This window comes from Pseudomonas sp. TH04, assembly GCF_016651355.1.
Lineage (GTDB): Bacteria > Pseudomonadota > Gammaproteobacteria > Pseudomonadales > Pseudomonadaceae > Aquipseudomonas > Aquipseudomonas fluorescens.
In genome coordinates this window covers 1,032,125-1,057,540 of the sequence record NZ_JAEKEA010000001.1, presented here as the reverse complement: position 1 = coordinate 1,057,540, position 25,416 = coordinate 1,032,125, and the positions used below count along the sequence as shown (strand labels likewise).

3 protein-coding genes are annotated in these 25,416 nt (G+C 65.0%); all 3 read left to right on the top strand.

Going from position 1 to position 25,416, the window contains the following annotated elements:
* Positions 1-35: 35 nt before the first annotated feature.
* From JFT85_RS04565 to macA, 3 genes are read left to right on the top strand one after another with little or no spacing between them, the layout of a single operon-like run.
* On the top strand, positions 36-12,947 hold the full coding sequence (locus tag JFT85_RS04565; RefSeq protein ID WP_201229332.1) for a non-ribosomal peptide synthetase: 12,912 nt from the start codon (positions 36-38) through the stop codon (positions 12,945-12,947).
* Positions 12,944-24,277: a non-ribosomal peptide synthetase gene (locus tag JFT85_RS04560; protein ID WP_201229331.1), complete on the top strand. Its 11,334-nt coding sequence runs from the start codon at positions 12,944-12,946 to the stop codon at positions 24,275-24,277. The genes JFT85_RS04565 and JFT85_RS04560 overlap by 4 nt, the downstream gene beginning before the upstream one ends.
* Positions 24,274-25,416: a macrolide transporter subunit MacA gene (macA, locus tag JFT85_RS04555; protein ID WP_211264820.1), complete on the top strand. Its 1,143-nt coding sequence runs from the start codon at positions 24,274-24,276 to the stop codon at positions 25,414-25,416. The genes JFT85_RS04560 and macA overlap by 4 nt, the downstream gene beginning before the upstream one ends.

The following is a 25,416-nucleotide window of genomic DNA, read 5'->3' as shown; positions in this document are numbered from 1 at the left end:
CTCCTCAACCGTGACTTATCAGGCAGGTTACCCCCATGCAGTTCAGCGAATTATTGGCAGCGATTTCCACCCATGCGATCCGTCTGCAACTGGAAGAGGGCGACCTGATCATCCTGGGCGACGATGAGGCACTGGATGACGCGCTGTGGGACCAACTGATTGCCCACAAACCGCGCCTGCTTGAGTGGGTGGCCGAGCATGGCGGTGACTGGCTGAGCCCGGCGTACCGCATCACCCCGGACATGTTGCCGCTGGTCAACCTCGACCAAGCGGCCATCGACCGGATTGTCGCCGCCATCCCCGGTGGTGCGGCGAATGTGCAGGATATCTACCCGTTGGCGCCGCTCCAGGAGGGCATGCTCTACCATCATTTGTCGGCGCAACAGGGCGATCCGTACGTGCTGCACGCGCAGTTTGTGTTCGACAACCGCGCGCGTCTGGAGGGGTTTGCGCAAGCGCTGCAATGGGTCGTCGACCGCCACGATATCCTGCGCACCTCGATGGCCTGGGAGCGCCTCGATGAGCCGCTGCAAGTGGTGTGGCGCAAGGCAACCCTGGCGTGCGAACACGCCTCCTTGACCGGCGGCGACGTGTTGGCCCAACTGCTGGCGCGCTACGATGCACGCACTTACCGCATGGGCCTGGATCAGGCGCCGTTGCTGCGCCTGGTGTTTGCCGACGACCCGGCCAACCAGCGCGTGGTGGCGATGCTGCTGTTTCACCACACTATTCTCGACCACACTGCGCTCGACGTGGTGCGCCATGAAATCCAGTTGTACCTGGCCGGCCAGCAAGCCCAAGCCGCTGAACCGGTGGCGTTTCGCAGCTACATCGCCCACGTGCGGCACGCCGTCAGCGAGCAGGCGCATGAGGCGTTCTTCCGCGAGATGCTGGCGGATATCGAGGCGCCGACCTTGCCGTTCGGCCTGCAGGATGTGCGCGGCGATGGGCAGGGCATTGATGAAGCGCGCATTCCCGTAGACAGCAGCGTAAGCCGTCGCCTGCGCACCTTGGCGCGTCCGCTTGGGGTGAGCGTGGCGAGCATGATGCACGTGGCTATGGCGCGTGTATTGGGGGTGGTCTCCGGTCGCGAGTCGGTGGTGTTCGGCACGGTAATGCTCGGCCGCATGGGCGCGGGCGAGGGCAGTGAGCGCGCCTTGGGCATGTTTATCAACACCTTGCCACTGCGCGTGGATGTGGGCGCGCAGGCTGTGCGCGCCGAGGTCCAGGCCACCCATGCACGCCTTAGCGCCTTGCTCAATCACGAACACGCCTCCCTGGCACTGGCCCAGCGGTGCAGTGGGGTGGCGGCGCCTATGCCACTGTTCAGCGCGATGCTCAACTACCGCCACAGCGCCGCCACCGATATGGCCGCCGTGATTGAGGTTGCCGAAGGCATTCAGGTGCTGGGCGCCGAAGAGCGCACCAACTACCCGCTGACGGTCAACGTGGATGACCTGGGTGAAGACGTTGCGTTGACGGTAATGGTCGACGCCGCCATCGGTGCGCAACGCGTTGCCGGTTACCTGCATACCGCTTTGGAAAGCCTGGCCGATGCCCTGGAGCAGCGACCGGATCAGCCGCTGAGCGGCCTGAATATTCTCCCCGATGCCGAGCGTCACCACCTGCTGCACAGCCTCAACCAAAGCCCCGCGCACTACACCGACACCGCCCTGATCCACCAGCAAGTCGAAGCCCACGCCGCCGCCCAACCCGACGCCATTGCCGTGCGCTTTGAACACCTGCGCCTCACCTATCGCCAACTCAACGAACGCGCCAATCAGCTCGCCCACCGCCTGCTGGCCCAAGGCATACGCGCGGATGATCGAGTGGCGATCTGCGTGGAGCGCGGCCCGGAAATGATCATCGGCCTGCTGGGCATCCTCAAGGCCGGTGCCGGCTATGTCCCCATCGACCCGGCTTACCCGCTGGAGCGCATCGCCTACACCCTGGCTGACAGCGAACCCTCGGCGGTGCTGGTGCACGCCAACACTCGCCATCTGGTCGGCGACCGCATGGCGATTGATCTCGACAGCGTGCGCGGTGAGTCCATCGTCAACCCGCGGGTCAACCTCAGCCCGGCCAGCCTCGCCTATGTGATCTACACCTCAGGTTCCACCGGCCTGCCCAAAGGCGTAATGATCGAGCATCGCCAGGTGGCGCGGCTGTTCACGGCCACCGAGCAGTGGTTCGGCTTCAACCCCAACGATGTGTGGGCACTGTTTCATTCCTTTGCGTTCGACTTCTCCGTGTGGGAAATCTGGGGCGCGCTGATGCACGGTGGCCAGCTGTTGATCGTGCCGCAACTGGTCAGCCGCTCGCCGGATGAGTGCTACACGCTGCTCTGCGAAGCCGGCGTGAGCATACTCAACCAGACGCCGAGTGCCTTCCGGCAACTGATCGCCGCACAGGGCAGCAACCCGCAGTCGCATTCCTTTCGCCAGGTGATTTTCGGCGGCGAAGCGCTGGAGCCCGGCATGCTCAAACCGTGGTACAGCCGCGCGATCAACGCCGGAACGCAATTGGTCAATATGTACGGCATCACCGAAACCACGGTGCACGTCACTTATCGCGCGCTGGAAGCGGCGGATGCGCAGTTGGTCGGCGTGAGCCCGATTGGCGTGCGTATTCCCGACCTGCAGCTCTACGTGTTGGACGAGCAGCGCGAGCCGCTGCCGTTTGGCGTGGTTGGCGAGTTGTACGTCGGCGGCGCCGGTGTGGCGCGCGGTTACCTCAACCGTGATGCGCTCAACGCCGAACGCTTCCTGGCCGACCCGGCCACCGGCCTGCGCATGTACAAGACCGGCGACCTCGGCCGCCTGCTGGCCGATGGCAGCGTCGAGTACCTGGGTCGCAACGATGACCAGGTGAAGATTCGCGGTTTTCGTATCGAACTGGGTGAAATCGAAGCACGCCTGGCCACCGCCAACGGCGTGCGTGACGCCGTGGTGATCGCCCGTGAGGACGAGCCGGGTAACAAACGCCTGGTCGCCTATGTGATTGGCGAGCCCGACGTCAGCGCCGCCGCACTGCGCGACCACCTGCTGCTGAGCCTGGCCGAATACATGGTGCCCAGCGCCTTCGTGCTGTTGGATAAGTTGCCGTTGACCACCAACGGCAAGCTCGACCGCAAGGCCTTGCCGGCACCGGATGCCGATGCCCTCGCGCGGCGTGACTATGCCGCCCCGCAAGGCGCGATTGAAACCGCCATCGCCGGTATCTGGCAGCAGCTGTTGAAGCTCGACAAGGTGGGCCGCGACGACAACTTCTTTGAACTCGGCGGCCACTCCCTGCTGGCGGTCAAGTTGATCGAACGCATGCGCCAGATGGACTTGAGCGCTGATGTGCGCGTGCTGTTCGGTCAACCCACGCTGTCTGCCCTGGCGGCTGCGGTGGGTGGGCAGCGGGACGTACAGGTGCCGGTCAACCTGATCGAGCCCGCCAGCGAACACATCACCCCTGACATGCTGCCCTTGGTGGCGCTGGACCAGGCCGGCATCGACCATATCCTGCGCACCGTGCCCGGCGGTATCGCCAACGTGCAGGACATCTACGGCCTGGCGCCGTTGCAGGCCGGTATTCTTTATCACCACCTGGCAACCACCGAGGGCGATCCCTATGTGTTGCAGGTGCAGTTCAGCTTTGCTGACCAAATAGCGCTGGATGCGTTTGTCGGTGCATTGCACAGCGTCATAGCCCGCAACGACATCCTGCGCACCAGCCTGCTCTGGGAAGGCCTGGATGAACCGGTACAAGTGGTCTTGCGCCAGGCGCCGCTGGCGGTTGAGCGCATCGACGTGCAGGGGGGTGATGCCCTGGCGCAGCTGCAACAACGCTTCGACCCACGCCACTATCGCCTCGACCTGTCCCGCGCCTCGTTGATGCACTTTGGATACGCCCCGCAGCAGGACGGCTTCGTCGGCATCCTGCTGCTGCACCATATCCTGATCGATCACACCGCCCTGCACGTGCTGGTGGAGGAAATGAGCGCAAGCCTGGCCGGTCGCAGCGCGCAACTGCCGGACGCGGTGCAGTACCGCAACTACGTGGCCCAGGCGCGATTGGGGGTGACTCAGGCGCAACATGAAGCCTTCTTCAGCGACATGCTCGGCGATATCGACGAGCCGACGCTGGCGTTCGGGTTGCAGGATGTCAATGGCGACGGCAGCGGTATTGTCGACGCTCACCTGCCACTGGACCCGGCCCTCAGCCAAGGCCTGCGCGAACAGGCGCGGCAACTGGGCGTCAGCACTGCCAGTTTGGTGCACCTGGCCTGGGCCCAGGTGTTGGCGCAAGTTTCCGGCCAGCAAGACGTGGTATTCGGCACCGTGCTGCTCGGCCGTATGCAAGGCGGCGAGGGCGCCGACCGGGCGCTGGGGATGTTCATCAACACCTTGCCGCTGCGGGTCAGCCTCGGCGCGACCAGTGTGCAAGCCGGCGTACGCGCCACCCACGCGCGCCTCGCGCAGTTGCTGGGGCACGAGCACGCCTCGCTGTCACTGGCCCAGCGGTGCAGTGGCGTGTCGGGTTCGCTGCCGTTGTTCAGCACGCTGCTCAACTACCGCCACAGCGCAGCCGGGGACACGCCGGGAGCCAGCCCGTTCGCCACCTCCGGGATCGACATTCTCAGTTCCGAAGAGCGCAGCAATTACCCGCTGGTGCTGAACGTCGATGACCTCGGCACGGGGTTTGCGCTCACCGTACAAGGCGTGGCCACGCTGGATGTGCAGCGCGTGGGCGACTCTATGCGCACCGCGTTGGCCCACCTGGTCACCGCGCTGCAACAAGCGCCGACCACGCCCCTGCACGCGGTGTCGATTTTGCCCGCAACCGAACGCCACCAGGTGCTGGTGGGTTTCAATGCCACCGCCCGCGAATACCCGGCGCAGTTCACCGTGCACCAGTTGTTCGAAGCCCAGGCGCTGGCCCGTCCCGAAGCCGTGGCGGCGGTGCATGGCGCGTTGTCATTGAGTTATCGCGACCTCAACCGCCGGGCCAATCGCCTGGCCCATCACCTGATCAACCAAGGTGTGCAACCGGGCGAAAGTGTTGCGATTGCGCTGCCACGTTCGCTGGATTTGCTGGTCTGCCAACTGGCGATCCTCAAGTGCGCGGCGGTGTATGTGCCGCTGGATGTCAACGCCCCGGCCGAGCGCCAGGCCTTCATGGTGCAGGACAGCGGTGCGCGCCACGTGTTGACGGCCCTGGCCGACCTGAACCTGGATGCGCTGTCACCGCGCAATCCCGACCTGGTCCAGTCGTCCGACAGCGTGGCGTACATCATGTACACCTCCGGCTCCACCGGCGCGCCGAAAGGCGTGCAAGTGCCGCACCGCGCGGTCTCGCGCCTGGTGCTCAACAACGGCTACGCCGATTTCAATGAGCGTGACCGTGTGGCCTTCGCGTCCAACCCGGCCTTTGACGCCAGCACCCTCGACGTGTGGGCGCCGTTGCTCAATGGCGGTTGCGTGGTGGTGGTCGAGCATGCGGTGCTGCTGTCCCAGGCGGCCTTTGCTTCGTTGTTGCAGGAGCAGGCGGTCAGCGTGCTGTGGATGACCGCAGGCTTGTTCCATCAATACGCAGATGCATTGCTGCCGGTGTTCCGTCAGTTGCGCTACCTGATTGTCGGCGGCGATGTGCTTGACCCGCTGGTGATCGGCCGCGTGCTCAACCACGGTAAGCCCCAGCACCTGTTGAACGGCTACGGCCCGACCGAAGCCACCACGTTCTCCACCACGTTTGAAATCAGCGCGGCGTGCGCGGGCGGCGTGCCGATTGGGCGGCCGATTGCGAATGCGCAGGCCTACGTGCTGGATGCGCGCCAGCAGCCGCTGCCGCTGGGCGTGGTCGGCGAACTGTATATCGGCGGTGCGGGCGTGGCCAACGGCTACTTGAACCAGCCGCAACTGACCGCCGAAAAGTTTATCCCGAACCCCTTTGGTGAAGGCCAGCTTTACCGCACCGGCGACCTGGCCTGTTGGCAGGCCGACGGTAATTTGCTGTACCAGGGGCGCAATGACCTGCAAGTGAAGATCCGCGGTTTCCGCATTGAACCCGGTGAAATCGAGAGCTGCCTGGCCGCGTTCCCCGGTGTCAAGGATGCGGTGGTCATGGCCCGCGAAGACGAGCCTGGCGATAAACGCCTGGTGGCCTACTACACCGCCCAGGCCGCGTTGGAAATCGAAGCGCTGCGTGCCCACGTGCAAGGCCAGTTGCCGGATTACATGGTGCCGTCGGCCTATGTCTGGCTGGAACTGTTGCCGCTGACCGCCAACGGCAAACTCGACCGCAAGGGCTTGCCGGTGCCGGGGCCGAGTGCGTTGCTCAGCCGTGGCTATGAGGCGCCGGAAGGCGCGGTGGAAACCCTGCTGGCGCAGATCTGGCAGGACGTGCTCAAGCTGGAACGCGTCGGGCGCCATGACCATTTCTTCGAGCTGGGTGGGCATTCGTTGCTTGCGGTCAGCCTGATCGAACGCATGCGCCAGGTGGGTTTGAGTGCCGATGTGCGCGTGCTGTTCAGCCAACCGAGCCTTGCCGCATTGGCGGCGGCGGTCGGCAGCGGGCGCGAGATTGTGGTGCCGGCCAACCGCATTCCACCGGGCTGCACGCGTATCACCCCGGCGATGTTGACGCTGCTGGACATTGATCAAGGCGCCATCGAGCGCATCGTCGCCACAGTCCCTGGCGGCGCGGCCAATGTGCAGGATATCTACCCGCTGGCGCCATTGCAGGAAGGCATTCTCTATCACCATATCAGCGCCGAGCAGGGCGACCCGTACCTGCTGCAATCGCGCATGGCGTTTGACAGCCTTGAGCGCCTGCACGCCTTTATGGGCGCGCTGCAACAGGTCGTGGCGCGTCACGACATCCTGCGCACCGGGGTGGTCTGGGAAGGCCTGGCCAGCCCGGTGCAAGTGGTCTGGCGCGAAGCACCGTTGACGGTGCAGGCCGTCGCCCTGGACCCGGCCGACGGCGGCATCATTGAACAACTGCATGCGCGCTTTGACGCCCGCCATTACCGCCTGGACATCACCCAGGCGCCGTTGCTGCGCATGGTCTACGCCCAGGACCCTGCGAATGATCGGGTCGCCGCCATCCTGTTGTTCCACCACTTGGCACTCGACCATACCGCCATGGAAGTGGTCGGCCAGGAGATGCGCGCGTTTCTGTTCAACCAGGCGCATGCCTTGCCGGTGGCTGCACCGTTTCGCAACTACGTAGCCCAGGCACGCCTGGGAGTCAGCGTGGCCGAGCATGAGCAGTTCTTCCGCGAGATGCTCGCCGATGTCGATGAACCAACCTTGCCGTTTGGCGTGCAGGATGTGCAGGGCGACGGCCGGGATATCGAAGAGGCCGAGCAGCCCCTGGACGCGGCGCTGGCGTTGCGGGTGCGTGAGCAGGCGCGTGTGGCGGGCGTCAGCGCGGCCAGCCTGATGCACCTTGCCTGGGCGCACGTGCTGGGGTGGCTGTCGGGGCGCGACGACGTGGTGTTCGGCACCGTCTTGATGGGCCGACTGCAGGCCGGCGATGGCGCGGACCGCGCGTTGGGCATGTTCATCAACACCTTGCCGCTGCGGGTGGATGTGGCTGGCGGCGCCGCGAGCGCGCTCAAGGCAACCCATTCACGCTTGAGTGGGTTGTTGGCGCATGAACATGCGTCCCTGGCGCTGGCTCAGCGTTGCAGCGGCGTCCCGGCCGCCGTGCCGCTGTTCAGCGCCTTGCTCAACTACCGGCATAGCAGCCCCGGCGAGATGGCCCGCGACGGCCACGGCATTTGGGCAGGCGTGCAACTGTTGGGCGGCGAAGAGCGCAGTAACTACCCGCTGACCCTCAGCGTCGACGATCTCGGTGCAGGCTTTGGCTTGACCGTGCTGGCCTTGCCGCAGATCGGCGCCCAGCGCCTGTGTGGTTACATGCATAACGCCGTGGAGCAGTTGGTCACGACACTGGAGCAGGCACCGAACACCGCTCTGCATCAGTTGCCGATGCTGCCGCCGGCAGAACGTGAAACCCTGCTGCGTGAGTTCAACGCAACCGCCGCCGATTTCCCGACGGGGCAGACCGTCCAGGGGGCTTTTGAAGCCCAGGTCGAACGTCAGCCCCACGCGATTGCCGTGCAACAGGACGGCGAATCCCTGACCTATCAACAGCTCAACCAGCGCGCCAACCAGTTGGCCCATCACCTGCTGGCGCTGGGCGTACAGCCGGATGATCGGGTGGCGATCTGCTGCCGCCGTGGCCCGCAGATGTTGGTCGGGCTGCTGGGCATTCTTAAAGCCGGCGCCGGGTATGTGCCCATCGACCCGGCGTACCCCACCGAGCGTATCGCTTACCTGTTGCAGGACAGCGCGCCGGTGGCGGTGCTGGCGGAAGCCGGCACCCGTGATCTGTTGGGCGCGGTCGCCACCGTGGACCTGTTGGACGACAGTCGGCAACACCTTGCCGTGAGCAATCCTCAGCTCGCCGGCCTGACTGCGGCCCATTTGGCCTACGTGATCTACACCTCGGGCTCCACCGGCCAACCCAAAGGCGTGATGGTCGAACACCGCACCGTGGAAAACCTGGTGCACTGGCATTGCGAAGCTTTTGGCCTGGATGCGCGCAGCCACACCAGCAGTGTCGCCGGTGCAGGTTTCGACGCCATGGCCTGGGAGGTGTGGCCCGCGCTGTGTTCGGGGGCAACGCTGCACGTGCCGCCGGCCAACGTCGGTAATGAAAACATCGACGAGTTGCTCGCCTGGTGGCTGGCGCAGCCGCTGGACGTGAGCTTCCTGCCGACGCCGGTGGCCGAGTACGCGTTCAGCCAGAACCTGCAACACCCGACCCTGCGCATCCTGCTGATCGGCGGCGACCGTCTGCGCCAGTTCACTCAGGAGCGGCGTTTTGCCGTGATCAACAATTACGGGCCGACCGAAGCCACGGTGGTCGCCACCTCTGGCCGCGTGCGCGCCGGGCAGGCGCTGCATATCGGCCGGCCGGTCGCCAATGCCAGTGCGTACGTGCTTGATGCACACCAGCGTCTGGTGCCGGTGGGCGTGGCCGGTGAACTGTATGTGGGCGGCGGCGGCGTGGCGCGAGGCTATTTGCACCGCCCGGACTTGAGCGCCGAACGCTTCCTGCAAGACCCGTTCAACGAAGGGCGCATGTACCGCACCGGCGACCTGGTGCGCTGGTTGCCCGATGGCAATCTCGAGTACCTGGGCCGTAATGATGACCAGGTCAAAGTGCGCGGCGTGCGAGTCGAACTCGGCGAAATCGAAAGCCGCCTGGCGGCGCTGGACGGTATCGGCGAAGCCGTGGTGTTGGTGCGCGAGGGCCGTCTGATCGCCTGGTTCACCGAACACTACCCGCTGGAGATTGACACCCTGCGCGCACAACTGCGCGAGCAGCTCCCCGACGCGCTGGTGCCGGCCGCCTACGTCAAGCTCGACGCGCTGCCCCTGACTGCCAACGGCAAACTGGACCGCCAGGCGCTGCCGCAGCCCGATCAAGCGTCGTTGCTGAGCCGCGACTATGAGGCACCTCAAGGTGAGGTGGAAACCACCCTGGCGCGTATCTGGGCCGAGGTGTTGCAGGTCGAGCAAGTCGGCCGTCACGACCACTTCTTCGAACTGGGTGGCCACTCGCTGCTGGCCGTCAGCCTGATCGAACGCATGCGCCAGGTCGGCCTCAGCGCCGATGTGCGTGTGCTGTTCAGCCAGCCAACGCTCGCGGCCCTGGCCGCCGCCGTGGGCAGTGGTCGCGAAGTGCAGGTGCCGGCCAACCGCATCAGCGTTGATTGCCGGCGCATCACCCCGGACATGCTGACGCTGGTGACACTCGACCAATCGACGATTGATCAGGTGGTCGCCCGCGTCCCCGGCGGCGCCGCCAACGTGCAAGACATTTACCCGCTGGCGCCGTTGCAGGAAGGCATTCTCTATCACTACATCACCGCCGAGCAGGGCGACCCGTACCTGCTGCAATCGCACCTGGCCTTCGACAGTGTGGAGCGCCTGCATGCCTTTGCCCAGGCGCTGCAACACGTCATCAACCGGCATGACATCCTGCGCACCGGTGTGGTGTGGGAGGGGTTGGCGCAACCGCTGCAAGTGGTGTGGCGCAAAGCCGAGCTGAGCATGCAGGCCGTGCACCTGCAAGGCGATGTACTGGCCGGTCTGCACGAGCGTTTCGATGCGCGGCGCTACCGCCTGGATATCAGCCAGGCGCCCCTGATCCGCCTGATGTACGCCAACGACCCGGCCAACGCGCGTGTCGTGGTGGTGCTGCTCTATCACCATATCGCCCTCGACCACACCGCCTTCGACGTGGTGCTGCGCGAAATGCAGGGCTATCTGCTCGGCCACCCGGCCCCCACGGCGGCGCCGATGCCGTACCGCAACTATGTGGCCCAGGCGCGTTTGGGCGTGAGCGAACAGGAACACGAACGCTTCTTTCGCGAAATGCTCGGTGATGTGGACGAACCGACCTTGCCGTTCGGCTTGCAGGATGTGCGCGGCGACGGCCGCGCCATCGAAGAACATTGCCTGCGCCTGGACAGCGCCCTCAACCATCGCCTGCGCGCCCAGGCCCGGTTGCTCGGCGTGAGCACCGCGAGCCTGTTCCACCTGGCCTGGGGCCAAGTGCTGGCGGCGACGTCGGGGCGTCACAGCGTGGTGTTCGGCACGGTGCTGGTGGGCCGCATGCAAGGCGGCGAGGGCGCTGACCGGGCGCTCGGGGTGTTTATCAATACCTTGCCGCTGCGCCTGGAAATCGACGCGCAAGGTGCACGCGCCGCGGTGCGTGCGACCCATGCCCGGCTCACCGCGTTGCTGGGGCATGAGCACGCGTCGCTGGCGCTGGCTCAGCGCTGCAGCGGGGTGACGGCACCGGCGCCGCTGTTCAGCTCGATGCTCAACTATCGCCATCGCGGCGCCGCGACTCAATCGGCAGACGCGCAACAGGCCTGGGAAGGCATGCAAACCCTGGTCAACGACGGGCGCACCAACTACCCGCTGACGTTGAACGTGGATGACCTGGGCGATGGCTACGAGGTCACCGCCCTGGCGCAAATCGACGCGCAACGGGTGTGTGGCTATATGCAAACAGCCTTGGCCGGGCTGGTCGATGCCCTGGAGCAGGCACCGCATCAGGCGCTCAATCGCTTGCCGATCCTAGGCCATGACGAGCGGCACACACTGCTGGTGGAGTTCAACTCAACGCAGGTGCACTACAACCTCGACCAGACCCTGCACGGCCTGTTCGAAGCCCAGGTCGAGCGCACGCCGGATGCCATCGCGGTCAAAGCCGGCGACCTGCAGCTGACCTATCAGGCACTCAACGAACGCGCCAATCGCCTCGCCCATCACCTGCGTGAACGCGGCGTACAGCCGGATTCGCGTGTGGGTATCTGCGTCGAGCGTGGCCTGGACATGGTCATCGGCCTGTTGGCCATCCTCAAGGCCGGTGGCGGTTATGTACCCCTCGACCCGGCGTACCCTCGCGAGCGTATTGCCTACATGCTGCAAGACAGCGCGCCCGTGGTGGTGCTGGCGCAGGGCGCCACCGTTGAGTTGCTCGGCGATGTGCCGGTGCTCGATCTGGACCACGACACTTGGCAACACCAGCCTGCTGCCAACCCTCAGGTGCCGGGGCTCACCGCCCAGCATCAGGCCTACGTGATCTATACCTCCGGTTCCACCGGCCAGCCCAAGGGCGTGATCAACGAGCACGCCGGCGTGGTCAACCGCCTGCTGTGGATGCAGGACGCGTACGGCCTCAAAGCCCATGACACGGTGCTGCAGAAAACCCCGTTCAGCTTTGACGTGTCGGTGTGGGAGTTCTTCTGGCCGCTGTTGACTGGCGCACGCCTGGTGATGGCGCGCCCGGGCGGCCACAAGGAACCGGCGTACCTGTGCGAAGTGATCGAAGCGGAGCACATCACCACGCTGCACTTTGTGCCATCGATGCTCGAGGTGTTCCTGGCCCACGGCGATGTCAGCCAGGCCGCCGGGCTGGTGCGCGTGATGTGCAGCGGCGAAGCCTTGCCGGGCAGCCTGGTGCGGCGCTTCAAGCAGCAATTACCGGAGATCGGCCTGTACAACCTGTATGGCCCGACCGAAGCGGCCGTGGATGTGACGGCCTGGAACTGTGCACGCCCCGATGTGCCGGACAACACGCCGATCGGCAAGCCGATTGCCAACACGCGCATGTACCTGCTGGATGCGCAGTTGCAGCCGGTGCCGTTGGGTGTGGTCGGCGAGCTGTTCATTGGCGGCGTGCAAGTGGCGCGCGGCTACTTGAATCGGCCTGAGCTGACCGCCGAACGCTTCCTCAAGGACCCGTTCACAGGTGGCCGTATGTACCGCACCGGTGACGTCGGCCGCTACCTGCCCGATGGCAATCTCGAGTACCTGGGCCGCAACGATGACCAGGTGAAGATCCGTGGTTTGCGCATCGAACTGGGCGAAATCCAGGCGCGGCTGCTGGTGCATCCGCAGGTTAACGAGGCCGCCGTGGTGGCCCGTGACGATCGCCTGGTGGCTTATTACACCGGTGCGCCGGCCGACATCGAACACCTGCGCGCCCACCTGTTGCAGCACCTGCCGGACTTTATGGTGCCTGCGTTGTTCGTGCAGCTTGACGCGCTGCCCCTGAGCCCCAACGGCAAGCTCGACCGCAAGGCCCTGCCTGCGCCAGGTATGGACGCGCTGAGGGTGCGCGAGTACGCGGCGCCGCAAGGTGACACCGAGATCCTTCTCGCGCAGCTCTGGGCGGAACTGCTCAAAGTGGAGCGGGTAGGGCGCCATGACAACTTCTTTGAACTGGGCGGGCATTCGCTGCTCGCCGTGAGCTTGATCGGACGCCTGCGCCAGGAAGGCATGGAAGCCGATGTGCGGGCGTTGTTTGAACAGCCGACCCTGGCCGGCTACGCCGCCATAACCGAACGAATGGAGATCGTCCTGTGAGTATTCTTGAGCTATTGGCGACGCTGAAAACCAAGGACATCCAACTGGCGCTCAAGGGCGAGCAGTTGTCGGTGCAAGGCAATAAACAAGCGTTGAGCGACCCGGCGATCCTTGCCGCGTTGCGCGAACACAAACCCGGGCTTATCGCGTTGATCCAGGCCGGGGAGTATTCGGCGAGCAAGGCCGGTGAAGTCGAGGTGCCAGCCAATGCGATACCGGCCGGTGCCGAGCGCATCACGCCGGGCATGCTGACCTTGTCGACGCTGAGCCAGGACGAGATCGACCGTATCGTCTCGACCGTCGACGGCGGCGTGGCGAATATCCAGGATATCTACCCGCTGGCGCCCTTGCAGGAAGGCATTTTGTTCCACCACGTCAGCGCCGAACAGGGTGACCCGTATGTGATGCAGTCGCAGTTCGCGTTTGACCACCTGGCGCGCTTCGAGGCATTTGCCCAGGCCTTGCAAACCGTGATGGACCGCCATGACATCCTGCGCACAGGCGTGGTCTGGGACGGCTTGCAGGAACCCTCGCAAGTGGTCTGGCGCCAGGCGCGCCTGCCGGTGCAGGCCCTTCAGCTCGACCCGGCGGACGGCGACATCGCCGCGCAATTGCACGCGCTGTTCGACGCCCGCCACTATCGCCTCGACGTCACGCAGGCGCCGCTGCTGCGCCTGGTACGTGCCGACGACCCGCTGAATCAGCGGATCGTCGCGACCCTGCTGTTCCACCATATGGCCCTCGACCACAGTGCCCTTGAAGTGGTGTGCCACGAACTGCAGGCGTGCCTGCTGGGGCAGGGCGCAGCGCTGGGCCGGCCCGTGCCGTTTCGCAACTATGTGGCCCAGGCGCGGCTGGGCATCAGCGAGCAGGAACATGAACAGTTCTTTCGCCAGATGCTCGGCGATATCAGCGAGCCGACGTTGCCGTTTGGGTTGCAGGATGTGCAGGGCGATGCCCGCGGCATCGCTGAAGTCAGCCTGCCATTGGCGCCGGCGTTGGCGCAGCGCTTGCGCGCGCAAGCCCGGCAACTCGGTGTGAGTGCCGCCAGCCTGTTCCACCTGGGCTGGGCCCAGGTGTTGGGGGTGCTGGCGGGCAAAGAACAGGTGGTATTCGGCACCGTCCTGATGGGCCGTATGCAAGGCAGTCATGACACCGATCGGGCGCTGGGGATTTTCATCAACACGCTGCCGTTTCGCGTGGACGTAGGCAGCCAGGACGTGCGCACCGGGGTCAAGGCCACCCACGCACGGCTGACCACCTTGCTGCGCCATGAGCACGCCGCCTTGGCGCTGGCCCAGCGTTGCAGCGGCGTGGCAGCGCCGATGCCGCTGTTCAGTGCGCTGCTCAATTACCGTCACAGTGCGCCGGCGGCCGATAACGCGGCGGCGTCGGCCTGGCAAGGGATCGTCGCGCTCAGCGCCGAAGAGCGCACCAACTACCCGCTGACCTTGAGTGTGGATGACCTCGGTGACGGCTTTGGCTTGAGCCTGCTTGCCAGCACCTTGGTCGACCCGCAGCGCGTCTGCGCCTACCTGGAAACCGCCCTGGACAACCTGGTGACCGCGCTGGAGCAAGCGCCGCAGACGGCCCTTCACCATGTGTCGGTGGTGCCTGCCGCCGAGCGACAACAACTGCTGGAGCAGTTCAACGCCACTCAGGCGCATTTCCCGCAGGGCACCACGTTGCATGGGCGCATCGAAGCCCAGGCCGCGCGCACACCCGAGGCCGTCGCCGCGGTGCACCAGGGCCGCCAACTGAGCTACGCCGAGTTGAACCAGCAAGCCAACCTGCTGGCCCATCACCTGCTGGCCTTGGGCGTCAAACCGGATGACCGCGTGGCCATCGTCGCCCGTCGTGGCCTGGATACCCTGGCCGGGTTGCTGGCGATCCTCAAGGCCGGAGCCTGTTATGTGCCGGTCGACCCGTCCCACCCGGCCGAGCGCCTGAATTATCTGCTGACCGACAGTGCGCCGGTGGCGGTGTTGACCCAGCACGCCCTGCTGGAGCGCCTGCCTGCCCTTGATGTGCCGGTGATCAACCTGGATCGCTTCACCTGGCAGCACCATTCGGCGAGTAACCCCAAGGCCGCCGCGACCGCGTCGAACCTCGCCTATGTGATCTACACCTCCGGCTCCACCGGCCTGCCCAAAGGCGTGATGGTCGAACACCACACGGTGGCCAATCTGGTGGACTGGCACTGCCGTGCCTTTGACCTGTGTGCCGGGCGCCACACCGCCAGCGTCGCCGGTTTCGGCTTTGATGCGATGGCCTGGGAAGTGTGGCCGGCGCTGTGTGTCGGCGCGACCTTGCACCTGCCGCCCGCCGATGAAGGGGCGCAAGACGTCGACGCCTTGCTGGCCTGGTGGTGCGCGCAGCCGCTGGACGTGTGCTTCCTGCCCACGCCGCTGGCCGAGTACGCGTTCAGCCAACAGATCGAACACCCCACGCTGCGCACCTTGCTGATCGGCGGCGATCGCCTGCGCCAGTTCGCGCGTGCCCAGCGTTTCGAGTTGATCAACAACTACGGCCCCACGGAGGCCACGGTGGTTGCCACTTCCGGCAAGGTCGAGGCCGGGCAGCCGTTGCATATCGGTAAACCTGTCGCCAATGCCACGGTGTACGTGCTGGATGAACAACAACGGCCGGTGCCATTGGGGGTGGCCGGTGAGTTGTATGTGGGCGGCAAGGGCGTGGCGCGCGGTTATTTGAATCGCCCGGAACTGACCGCCGAACGTTTCCTGCAGGACCCGTTCAACCCCGGCCGCATGTACCGCACGGGTGACCTCGCGCGCTGGTTGCCGGACGGCACTCTCGAGTACCTGGGGCGCAATGATGACCAGGTGAAAATCCGCGGCGTGCGCATTGAGTTGGGCGAGATCGAAACCCAGCTCAACCAGTTGCCGGGGATTCAGGAGGCCGTGGTGCTGGTCCGTGAGGATCGCCTGGTGGCTTACTTCACTGAACATGCGCAGCTCGACCCGTTGGCCGTCGGTGATATCCGCGCCCATCTGGTGGCGCACCTGCCCGACTATATGGTGCCGGTTGCCTATGTGAAGCTTGACGCGCTGCCCCTGACCGCCAACGGCAAACTCGACCGCAACGCCCTGCCGGCGCCGGATAGGGCCGCCGTGTTTACCCGCGAATACGAGTCACCCGAGGGCGAAATCGAAAGCGTGCTCGCCCAGATCTGGGCCGATGTGCTGCACGTAGAACGTGTCGGGCGCCGCGATCACTTCTTTGAACTGGGCGGGCACTCGCTGCTGGCGATGCGCATGGTGTCGCAGGTGCGCCAGCGCCTCGGGGTTGAACTGAACCTCGGCGACCTGTTTGCCAATGCCGAACTGGCGGCGGTCGCCGAGGTGCTGGCCCGCTCGGGGCGCAGCACGTTGCCGGACATCCTCCCGGCCAACCGTGACGAACCTGTGCCGTTGTCCTTCGCCCAGCAGCGCCTGTGGTTCCTGGCGCTGATGGAAGGTGCCAACACGGCCTACAACATCCCTATCGGCTTGCGTTTGCGCGGGCAGTTGCATGTCGAGGCCTTGCAACGGGCGCTGGCGCGTATCGTTGCGCGCCACGAAACCCTGCGCAGTCGTTTTGCCCAGCAAGGCGATGACGCCCACGTGCTGATCATGCCTGCCGAAGACGTGCTGCCCCTGCAAGTGCAGGACCTGCGCCGTCACCCGCAACCCCAGCAGGCGTTGGATGCGTTGATCCACGGCGAGGCCTCGGCGCCGTTTGACCTGGAGCGCGGCCCGTTGCTGCGCGGGCGACTGGTGGTGATGGCGGACGAGCACCATGTGCTGTTGCTGACCCTGCACCATATCGTCTCCGATGGCTGGTCGATGGGCGTGCTGACCCGCGAACTGATGGCGCTGTATCAAGCCTTCAGCCACGGCCAGCCCGACCCGTTGCCGCCGTTACCAATTCAATACGGCGACTTTGCCGTGTGGCAGCGCTTGTGGCTCAGTGGTGAAGTGCTGCAGCGCCAGAGCCGTTATTGGCAGCAAGCCCTGGCCGGTGCGCCGGCCTTGCTCACGCTGCCCACCGACCGCCCGCGCCCGGCGCAGCAGGACTATGCCGGCAGCAGCGTCGCCGTGCGCCTGGATGAACGCCTCACCGCCGGGCTCAAGGCCTTGAGCCAACGGCACGGCACCACGCTGTACATGACCTTGATGAGTGCCTGGGCCTCGCTGTTGGCGCGGTTGTCCGGGCAACACGACGTGGTGATTGGCTCGCCGGTGGCCAACCGCAATCGCAGCGAAATCGAAGGGTTGATCGGCCTGTTCGTCAACACCCTGGCGGTGCGCATCGACACGTCGGGCGAATTGAGCACCGAGGCGTTGCTGGCGCGGGTCAAGGCGCTCACGCTGCACGCCCAGGCCCACCAGGACTTGCCGTTCGAGCAGGTGGTGGAAATCACCCGGCCGCTGCGCAGCCTGGCCCATAGCCCGGTGTTCCAGACGTTGCTGACCTGGCAGGACAGCAGCGCGCCGATCCTCGCGCTGGGTGATCTGGCCCTGGAAGGCATCGTCGAGAACAGCCACTTTGCCAAGTTCGACCTGTCGCTGAACCTCGGCGAAGTGCAGGGCAGCATTCTCGGTGCGCTGGAATATGCCGTGGCACTTTTTGATGAATCGACCGTGCAGCGTTATGCCGGCTACTTCACCCGCGTGCTGCAGGCCATGGTCGATAACGACCAGGCGGTGCTGGAGCATGTACCGCTGGTGGGTGAACGTGAGCGTCAGCAGCTGCTGTTCGATTTCAACGCCACCGCCGTCAGTTACAACCTTGAGCAGACCTTGCACGGGATGTTCGAGGCGCAGGTGGCGCGCACGCCGCATGCGGTGGCGGTCAAGGCGGGCGAGCAGCACCTGACCTATGCCGAGCTGAACGCGCAGGCTAATCAGTTGGCCCGTCACCTGCAGGCGCTGGGCGTACAGGCGGATTCGCGCGTGGCGATCTGCGTCGAGCGGGGCCTGGAGATGGTCATCGGCTTGTATGCGATTCTCAAGGCTGGCGCGGCGTATGTGCCGCTGGATCCGGCCTATCCCCACGAACGCATTGCCTACATGGTGCAGGACAGCGCGCCGGCAGTGGTGCTGGCCCAAGCGGCTACACGTGGCTTGTTGGGCGAGGTGGCAGTGGTCGATCTGGACCAGCCGACCTGGCAGCATCAACCCGTCGACAACCTCGGCGTCCAGAGCGTGAGCGCCTATGTAATCTACACCTCCGGCTCCACCGGCCAGCCCAAAGGCGTGATCAACGACCATGCCGGTGTGGTCAATCGCCTGCTGTGGATGCAAGACGCTTATGGGCTTACGGCGCAGGACACCGTGCTGCAGAAAACCCCGTTCAGTTTTGACGTGTCGGTGTGGGAGTTCTTCTGGCCGCTGTTTACCGGCGCACGGTTGGTAATGGCGCGCCCAGGCGGGCATAAAGACCCGGTGTACCTGTGCGAAGTGATTGCCACCGAACACGTCACCACCGTGCATTTCGTCCCCTCAATGCTCGATGTGTTCCTCGCCCATGGCGATGTGACTCAGGCCGCCGGGCTGGTACGCGTGATGTGCAGCGGTGAAGCCTTGCCGGGCAGCCTGGTGCGCCGGTTTAAACAACAGCTTCCAGGCAGTGCGCTGCATAACCTGTATGGCCCGACCGAAGCCGCTGTCGATGTGACGGCGTGGAACTGCGCAGGCGCGGTGACGCCGGACAATACGCCGATCGGCAAACCCATCGCCAATACACGCATGTATGTGCTCGATAGCCAGTTGCAGCCGGTGCCGTTGGGCGTGGTGGGCGAGTTGTTCATCGGCGGCGTGCAAGTGGCGCGGGGCTATCTGAACCGGCCGGAGTTGACCGCCGAGCGTTTCCTCGACGACCCGTTCACCCACGGCCGGATGTACCGCACCGGTGACGTCGGGCGCTACCTGGTCGACGGCACTCTCGAGTACCTGGGGCGCAATGATGACCAGGTGAAGATCCGTGGTTTGCGTATTGAACTGGGCGAAATCCAGGCGCGACTGCTGGAACATCCGCAGGTCAACGAAGCGGCGGTGGTCGCCCGCGAAGAACGGCTGGTCGCCTATTACACCGGCACTCACAGTGACATCGACGGCCTGCGCAGCCACCTGCTGCAGCACCTGCCTGAGTTCATGGTGCCGGCGATATTCGTGCACCTGGATGGGCTGCCGCTGAGCCCCAACGGCAAGCTCGACCGCAAGGCCTTGCCGGCGCCGGGCCTGGATTCACGGGTGGTGCGCGCGTATGAGGCGCCTCAAGGTGATACCGAAATCGCCCTGGCCAGCCTGTGGGCCGAATTGCTCAATGTGGAGCGCGTGGGCCGTCACGACAACTTCTTTGAACTGGGCGGGCATTCATTGCTGGCGGTCAGCCTGATGGGCCGGATGCGCCGCCTCGGGTGGTCGGCGGATGTGAAAGTGCTGTTTGGTCAGCCGACACTGGCCGCCCTGGCGGCAGCGCTGGGCGGTGGTCGCGAAGTCGCGGTGCCGGCCAACCGCATTGCTGCTGATTGCACCCACATCACGCCGGACATGCTGGCGCTGATCCGGTTGGACCCGGCGGCCATCGAGCGCATTCTCGCCGGCATCCCCGGCGGTGCGGCGAATGTGCAGGACATCTACCCGCTGGCGCCCTTGCAGGCGGGCATTCTTTATCACCACCGCGCCGTGCTGGAGGGTGACGCTTATCTGCTGCAGGCGCAGTTCGCCTTTGCCAACCTGCTGCGCCTGCAAGCCTTCACCCGGGCGCTGCAGGCGGTGATCCGGCGGCATGACATCCTGCGTTCATCCTTCCATTGGGACGGCCTGGAAGAGCCGGTGCAGGTGGTTTGGCGTGAAGCCTCGTTACGCGTCGAAACCGGCCCGTTGCCGCAACGCCTGGACCTCGCCCAAGCCCCGTTGATGCGCCTTGTGTATACGCAGGAGCCCCAGCGAGTGGTCGCCACGTTGCTGTTCCATCACTTAGTGATGGACCACCTTGCGCTGGAAATCCTGCAGCATGAAATGCAGGCATTTCTGTTGGGGCAAGAGGCCGAGCTGGGCACGCCGGTGCCGTATCGCAACTATGTCGCGCAGACCCGCCTGGGGGTTGATGATCACGAGGCGTTCTTTCGCGAGATGCTGGGTGAGATCGACGCGCCCACCGAGGTCGAACACCTGGGCGCCGCTGAAAAAGCTCAGCGGGCAGTTGAGCCTCAGTTGAGCCAGCGCCTGCGTGCCCAGGCGCGCCAAGCGGGTGTCAGTGCCGCCAGCCTGCTGCATGTGGCCTGGGCCCATGTGTTGGGCAAAGTCAGCGGCCGCGAACAGGTGGTGTTCGGCACGGTGCTGCTCGGTCGCCTGCAAGGAGGTGAAGGCGCCGAACGGGCCATGGGGGTGTTTATCAACACCTTGCCGTTGCGGGTCGACCTGGGCCAACACTCAGTGCACACCACGCTGCGTGCAACCCATGCACGGCTGACCCAACTGCTCAGCCATGAACATGCGCCGCTGGCACTGGCCCAACGTTGCAGCGCGGTGCCGGTGGCGACACCGTTGTTCAGCGTGCTGTTCAACTACCGTCACAGTGCGCCGCAAGCCGGTGGCGTGGCGGCGGCATGGCAGGGCATTCAGCTGCTCAAGGCCGAGGAACACACCAATTACGCGCTGTCGGTGAGCGTTGATGACCTGGGTGATGGCTTGCGCCTTGAAGCCATGGGGCCGGGGGCTCGACGTTTGTGTGACTACCTGCACACGGCCCTTGAACAGGTGGTGGAGGCACTGGAGCACAACCGTGAAGTCGCCATCGGCTGCCTGCCGATTCTGGCGGCCGCTGAACGCCAGCAGTTGGCGGACTTCAACGCCACGACCCGCGCGTTCCCCCGCGAACACACGGTGCAGCGCCTGTTCGAAGCCCAGGCCCAGGCCCGCCCGGATGCCTTGGCGGCGTTGCACGGCGAGCACCTCCTTGGGTACGGCGAACTGAATACGCGCGCCAACCGTCTGGCTCATCACTTACTGAGCCTGGGCGTGCGTCCTGCCGATAACGTGGCGATCCTGCTCCCGCGTTCGTTGGACCTGCTGGTCAGCCAACTGGCAATCCTCAAATGCGCCGCCGCCTATGTGCCGCTGGACATCAACGCGCCCGCCGAGCGCCAGGGCTTTATGGTGCAGGACAGCGGCGCGAGCTGGGTGATTACCCGCAGCGATACCGCCATCGAGTACCCGGCGCGGCGCCTCGACCTGGACAGCCTGGCGCTTGACCCGCAACCGAGCCACAACCCGGACGTGTCGCAGTCCTCGGACAGCGTGGCGTACATCATGTACACCTCCGGCTCCACCGGCACGCCGAAGGGCGTGTTGGTGCCGCATCGCGGCATCACGCGCCTGGTGCTTAACAACGGCTACGCCGACTTCAATGCCGCCGACCGCGTGGCGTTTGCCTCCAACCCAGCGTTCGATGCGAGCACCATGGACGTGTGGGGCCCGCTGCTGAACGGCGGCCAGGTGCAGGTTGTCGACCACGCCACATTGCTCGACCCGGTGGCTTTCGGGCGGGCGTTGAGCGGGGCGACGGTGCTCTTCGTCACCACGGCGTTGTTCAACCAGTACGTGCAGATGATTCCCGAGGCCCTGGCCGGCTTGCGCATGCTGTTGTGCGGCGGCGAACGTGGCGACCCGGCGGCGTTCCGCAGCCTGCTGGCGCAGGCGCCCGCATTGCGCCTGGTGCATTGCTATGGGCCGACGGAAACCACCACTTACGCCAGCACTTATGAAGTGCGCGCGATCGCCGATGACGCCGACAGCGTGCCCGTGGGGCGGCCGATTTCCAACACGCAAATCCATGTGCTGGATGCGCAATTGCAGGCGGTGCCGCTGGGCGTGACCGGTGAGATTTGCATCGGTGGTGACGGCGTGGCCAAGGGGTATTTGAACCGGCCGGAGCTGACCGCGGAAAAGTTTGTCGACGACCCGTTCAACGCGGGAGCCTTGATGTACCGCACCGGCGACCTTGGCCGCTGGACGGTGGATGGCCTGCTGGAATGTATCGGGCGCAACGACCATCAGGTGAAAATCCGCGGCTTTCGCATCGAACTGGGTGAAATCGAAGCCCGCCTGGCGAGCTTTGCGGCCATCCAGGACGTGGTGGTCCTGGCGCGTGAGGACGTGCCGGGTGACAAGCGCCTGGTGGCGTATTTCACCTGGGCGGCCGCGCCCGTTGGCATCGACAGTGTGCGCGCGCACCTGCACGGCCAATTGCCGGAATACATGCTGCCGTCCGCCTATGTGCCACTGGCGCATTTGCCGCTGACGGCGAATGGCAAGGTCGATCGCAAAGCCTTGCCGCTGCCGGCCCTGGACGCCTTTACCGGCTGCGAGTTTGAAGCGCCTGCCGATGCGTTGGAAGACACCCTCGCACAGCGCTGGGCGGATGTCTTGAAGTTGGAGCAAGTCGGTCGACACGACAGCTTCTTCGAACTGGGCGGGCATTCATTGCTGGCCATTCGACTGGTCAACCTGCTGGATGAAGCCGGCCTGCAGGTGACTCTGGCCGAGTTGTTCCAGCACGCTAGTGTGGCCAGTGTGGCCGCCATGTTGCGCCAACGCACGGATGCACCGGTGCGTCACAGTGCATTGATAACGGTGCGCAGCAGCGGCTCGCAGCCGCCGCTGTTCCTGATCCATGAATTCAGCGGCATGGACGTGTACTTCCCGGCACTGGGCCAACACTTGCCCGGTGATTATCCGATCTATGGCCTGGCGGGCCTGGCGCTCGGTGAGGCGCACCTGAACACCATGGAAGGCCTGGCGGCCCGCCTGGTCGGCCTGATTCGCAGCGTTCAGCCCCATGGGCCTTACCGTGTGGCGGGCTGGTCGTTCGGCGGCGTGCTGGCGTATGAGGTGGCGATGCAACTGCTGGGGCTGGATGAAGCGGTTGAGTTCCTCGGGTTGATCGACAGCTACGTGCCGCGCATGACCGACCAGGGCAAGGCGCGCTGGATCGGGCCGGATGCCCTGAAGCGGCATTTGTTGTTGCAGTGCACTGCGTATTGGAAAGCACAGGGAGGTGTGGATGAGCTGGCGAGCCTTGAACAGTTGGAGGCGGGCATTGGACAGCTGGACTTTGCGGCTCTGCTGCAACGCTGTCGCGATGAAGGTCTGCTATACGCGCAAATGGCAGCGGCTACGGACGCGGACCTCTTGAGCTTTATCGAGCGGGAAGTGGGGCATGGGCACGCGCTGGCGCATTACAGCGTGTTTGCGTTGCCGGTTCCGGTGCATTTGTTTAGCGCCATGGAGCGGCCGACCGAGTTGTCGCGGCGCAGTGTTTCGCTGGGCTGGGAGGCGGCGTTGGCACCTGGGCAATTGCGCCAGATAGACGTGCCAGGTGACCACCAAAGCATGATGCAGGCGCCGCATATTCAGGCGTTGGGCCGTGCGATGAGCGAGGCGCTGGCCACAGGTTCGGCGGTGCAGCAAGGCGTGTATCAGCCGCTGTTGCGCATTCAGAGCGGGCGGGCGGGGTATGCGCCGGTGTTTTGTGTACCTGGGGCAGGGGATAGCGTCACCGGGTTTGTCGGTTTGAGTGAAGCGCTGGGGCGCGACTGGCCGCTGTTCGGCTTGCAGCCGCGTGGGTTGGATGGCGAGGCGGTGCCCCATAGCCAGGTGGAAGCGGCAGCCGCGTGTTATCTGACGGCGCTGGCGCAGGAGTGCCCGCGCGGGCCGGTGCATCTGGTCGGGCATTCGTTCGGCGGCTGGGTCGCGCTGGAGATGGCCGTGCGGTTGCAGGCGATGGGCCGAGAGGTGGCGTCGTTGACGGTGATCGACAGTGAGTCGCCGGGCGGCAATGGCGTGGTAGGGCGGCCGTATACGTCGACGGCGGCATTGTTGCGGTTGATCGACGCCATGCAGTTGTCGGCCGGACAGTCCCTGGACATCGACCCTGTGGCGTTTGCCGGGCGTGATGAAGTGGCGCAGCGTGAGTGGCTGCATGCCGGGATGGTCGCGGTCGGTTTGTTGCCGGCGCGCGCCAGTGTGGACGCGATGGCGGGGCCCGCACGTACGTATGCCGCAGCCTTGCGCACGGTGTATCGGCCGACCCAGCGCTACCACGGGGTGGTGCGATTGGTATTGGCGCAGGACCCGGCGCTGGATGCAGCGGGCAATCAACGGGAGCAGGGGTTAATGATCGACGGTTGGCAGCGTCAGGGCAGTGGCCTGGAGGTTTGGTATGGCGGCGGCAATCACTTCACATTGCTCAAGGCCCCGAATGTTCACGGGCTTGCGCGGTGGTGGCTGGACGGTGTGGTGATTGGGGAGGTGGTGTCGTGAAGTTTGGCAAAACAGGCGTGTTCCTGGCAGTCGCCATCGTGGCAGGTCTGGTCGTCTACGCGGTGCAAGCACCCGCTGATGCCCCGCAATACCTGACCGCTACGGCCGAACGCGGCGACATCGAAAACGCTGTATTGGCCACCGGCGTGCTGGAAGGCATCAAGCAAGTGGATGTCGGCGCCCAGGTTTCCGGCCAATTGAAATCCCTCAAAGTCAAAGTCGGCGACAAGGTGAAAAAGGGCCAATGGCTTGCCGAAATCGACCCGCTGATTCTGCAGAATACCCTGCGCAAAGCCCAGGTAGACGAGGAAAACCTGCAGGCCCAACGCCGTGCCACGGCCGCTCAACTCAAACAGGCCAAGGCGGTTTACGAACGCTATAAGGGCTTGCAGGTTGACGAGTCGGTCTCGCGCCAGGACTTCGAAGACGCCGAGTCGACGTTCCAGGTGCAGCAGGCCAACCTGTTGTCCCTGGACGCACAGATAAAAAGTGCGCATATCCAGATCGACACCGCCAAGGTCAACCTGGCCTACACCCGTATCGTCGCGCCCATCGATGGCGATGTGGTGGGGATCGTCACCCAGGAAGGCCAGACCGTGATCGCCAGCCAGCTGGCGCCGGTGCTGCTCAAGCTGGCAGACCTGGACACCATGACCGTCAAGGCTCAGGTGTCGGAGGCGGATGTGATCCATATCAGCCCCGGCCAGCAGGTGTATTTCACCATCCTGGGCGAGGCCGACAAGCGCTACTACGCCAAGCTGCGCGGCACTGAGCCGGCGCCGCAGAACTTCCTCGAAACCCAGACGGCGGGCACACCCAAGCAAAACACTGCGGTGTTCTACAACGCACTGTTCGACGTGCCCAACCCCGAACACCGCCTGCGCATCGCGATGACCGCGCAGGTACGCATCGTGCTCGACACTGCCCAGGCTGCATTGATGGTGCCGGTGGCGGCACTCGGGGCGCGCAACGCCGATGGCAGTTACCCGCTGCGCGTGCTGGATGCCAAGGGCAAGGCGGTGTCGCGCGACGTGAAGACCGGGATCAATAACAACGTCAAAGTACAGGTTCTGGAGGGCCTGGCCGAGGGCGATAACGTCGTGATCGGCGACGCCACACCTGCTGTGGCGGGGAACTGA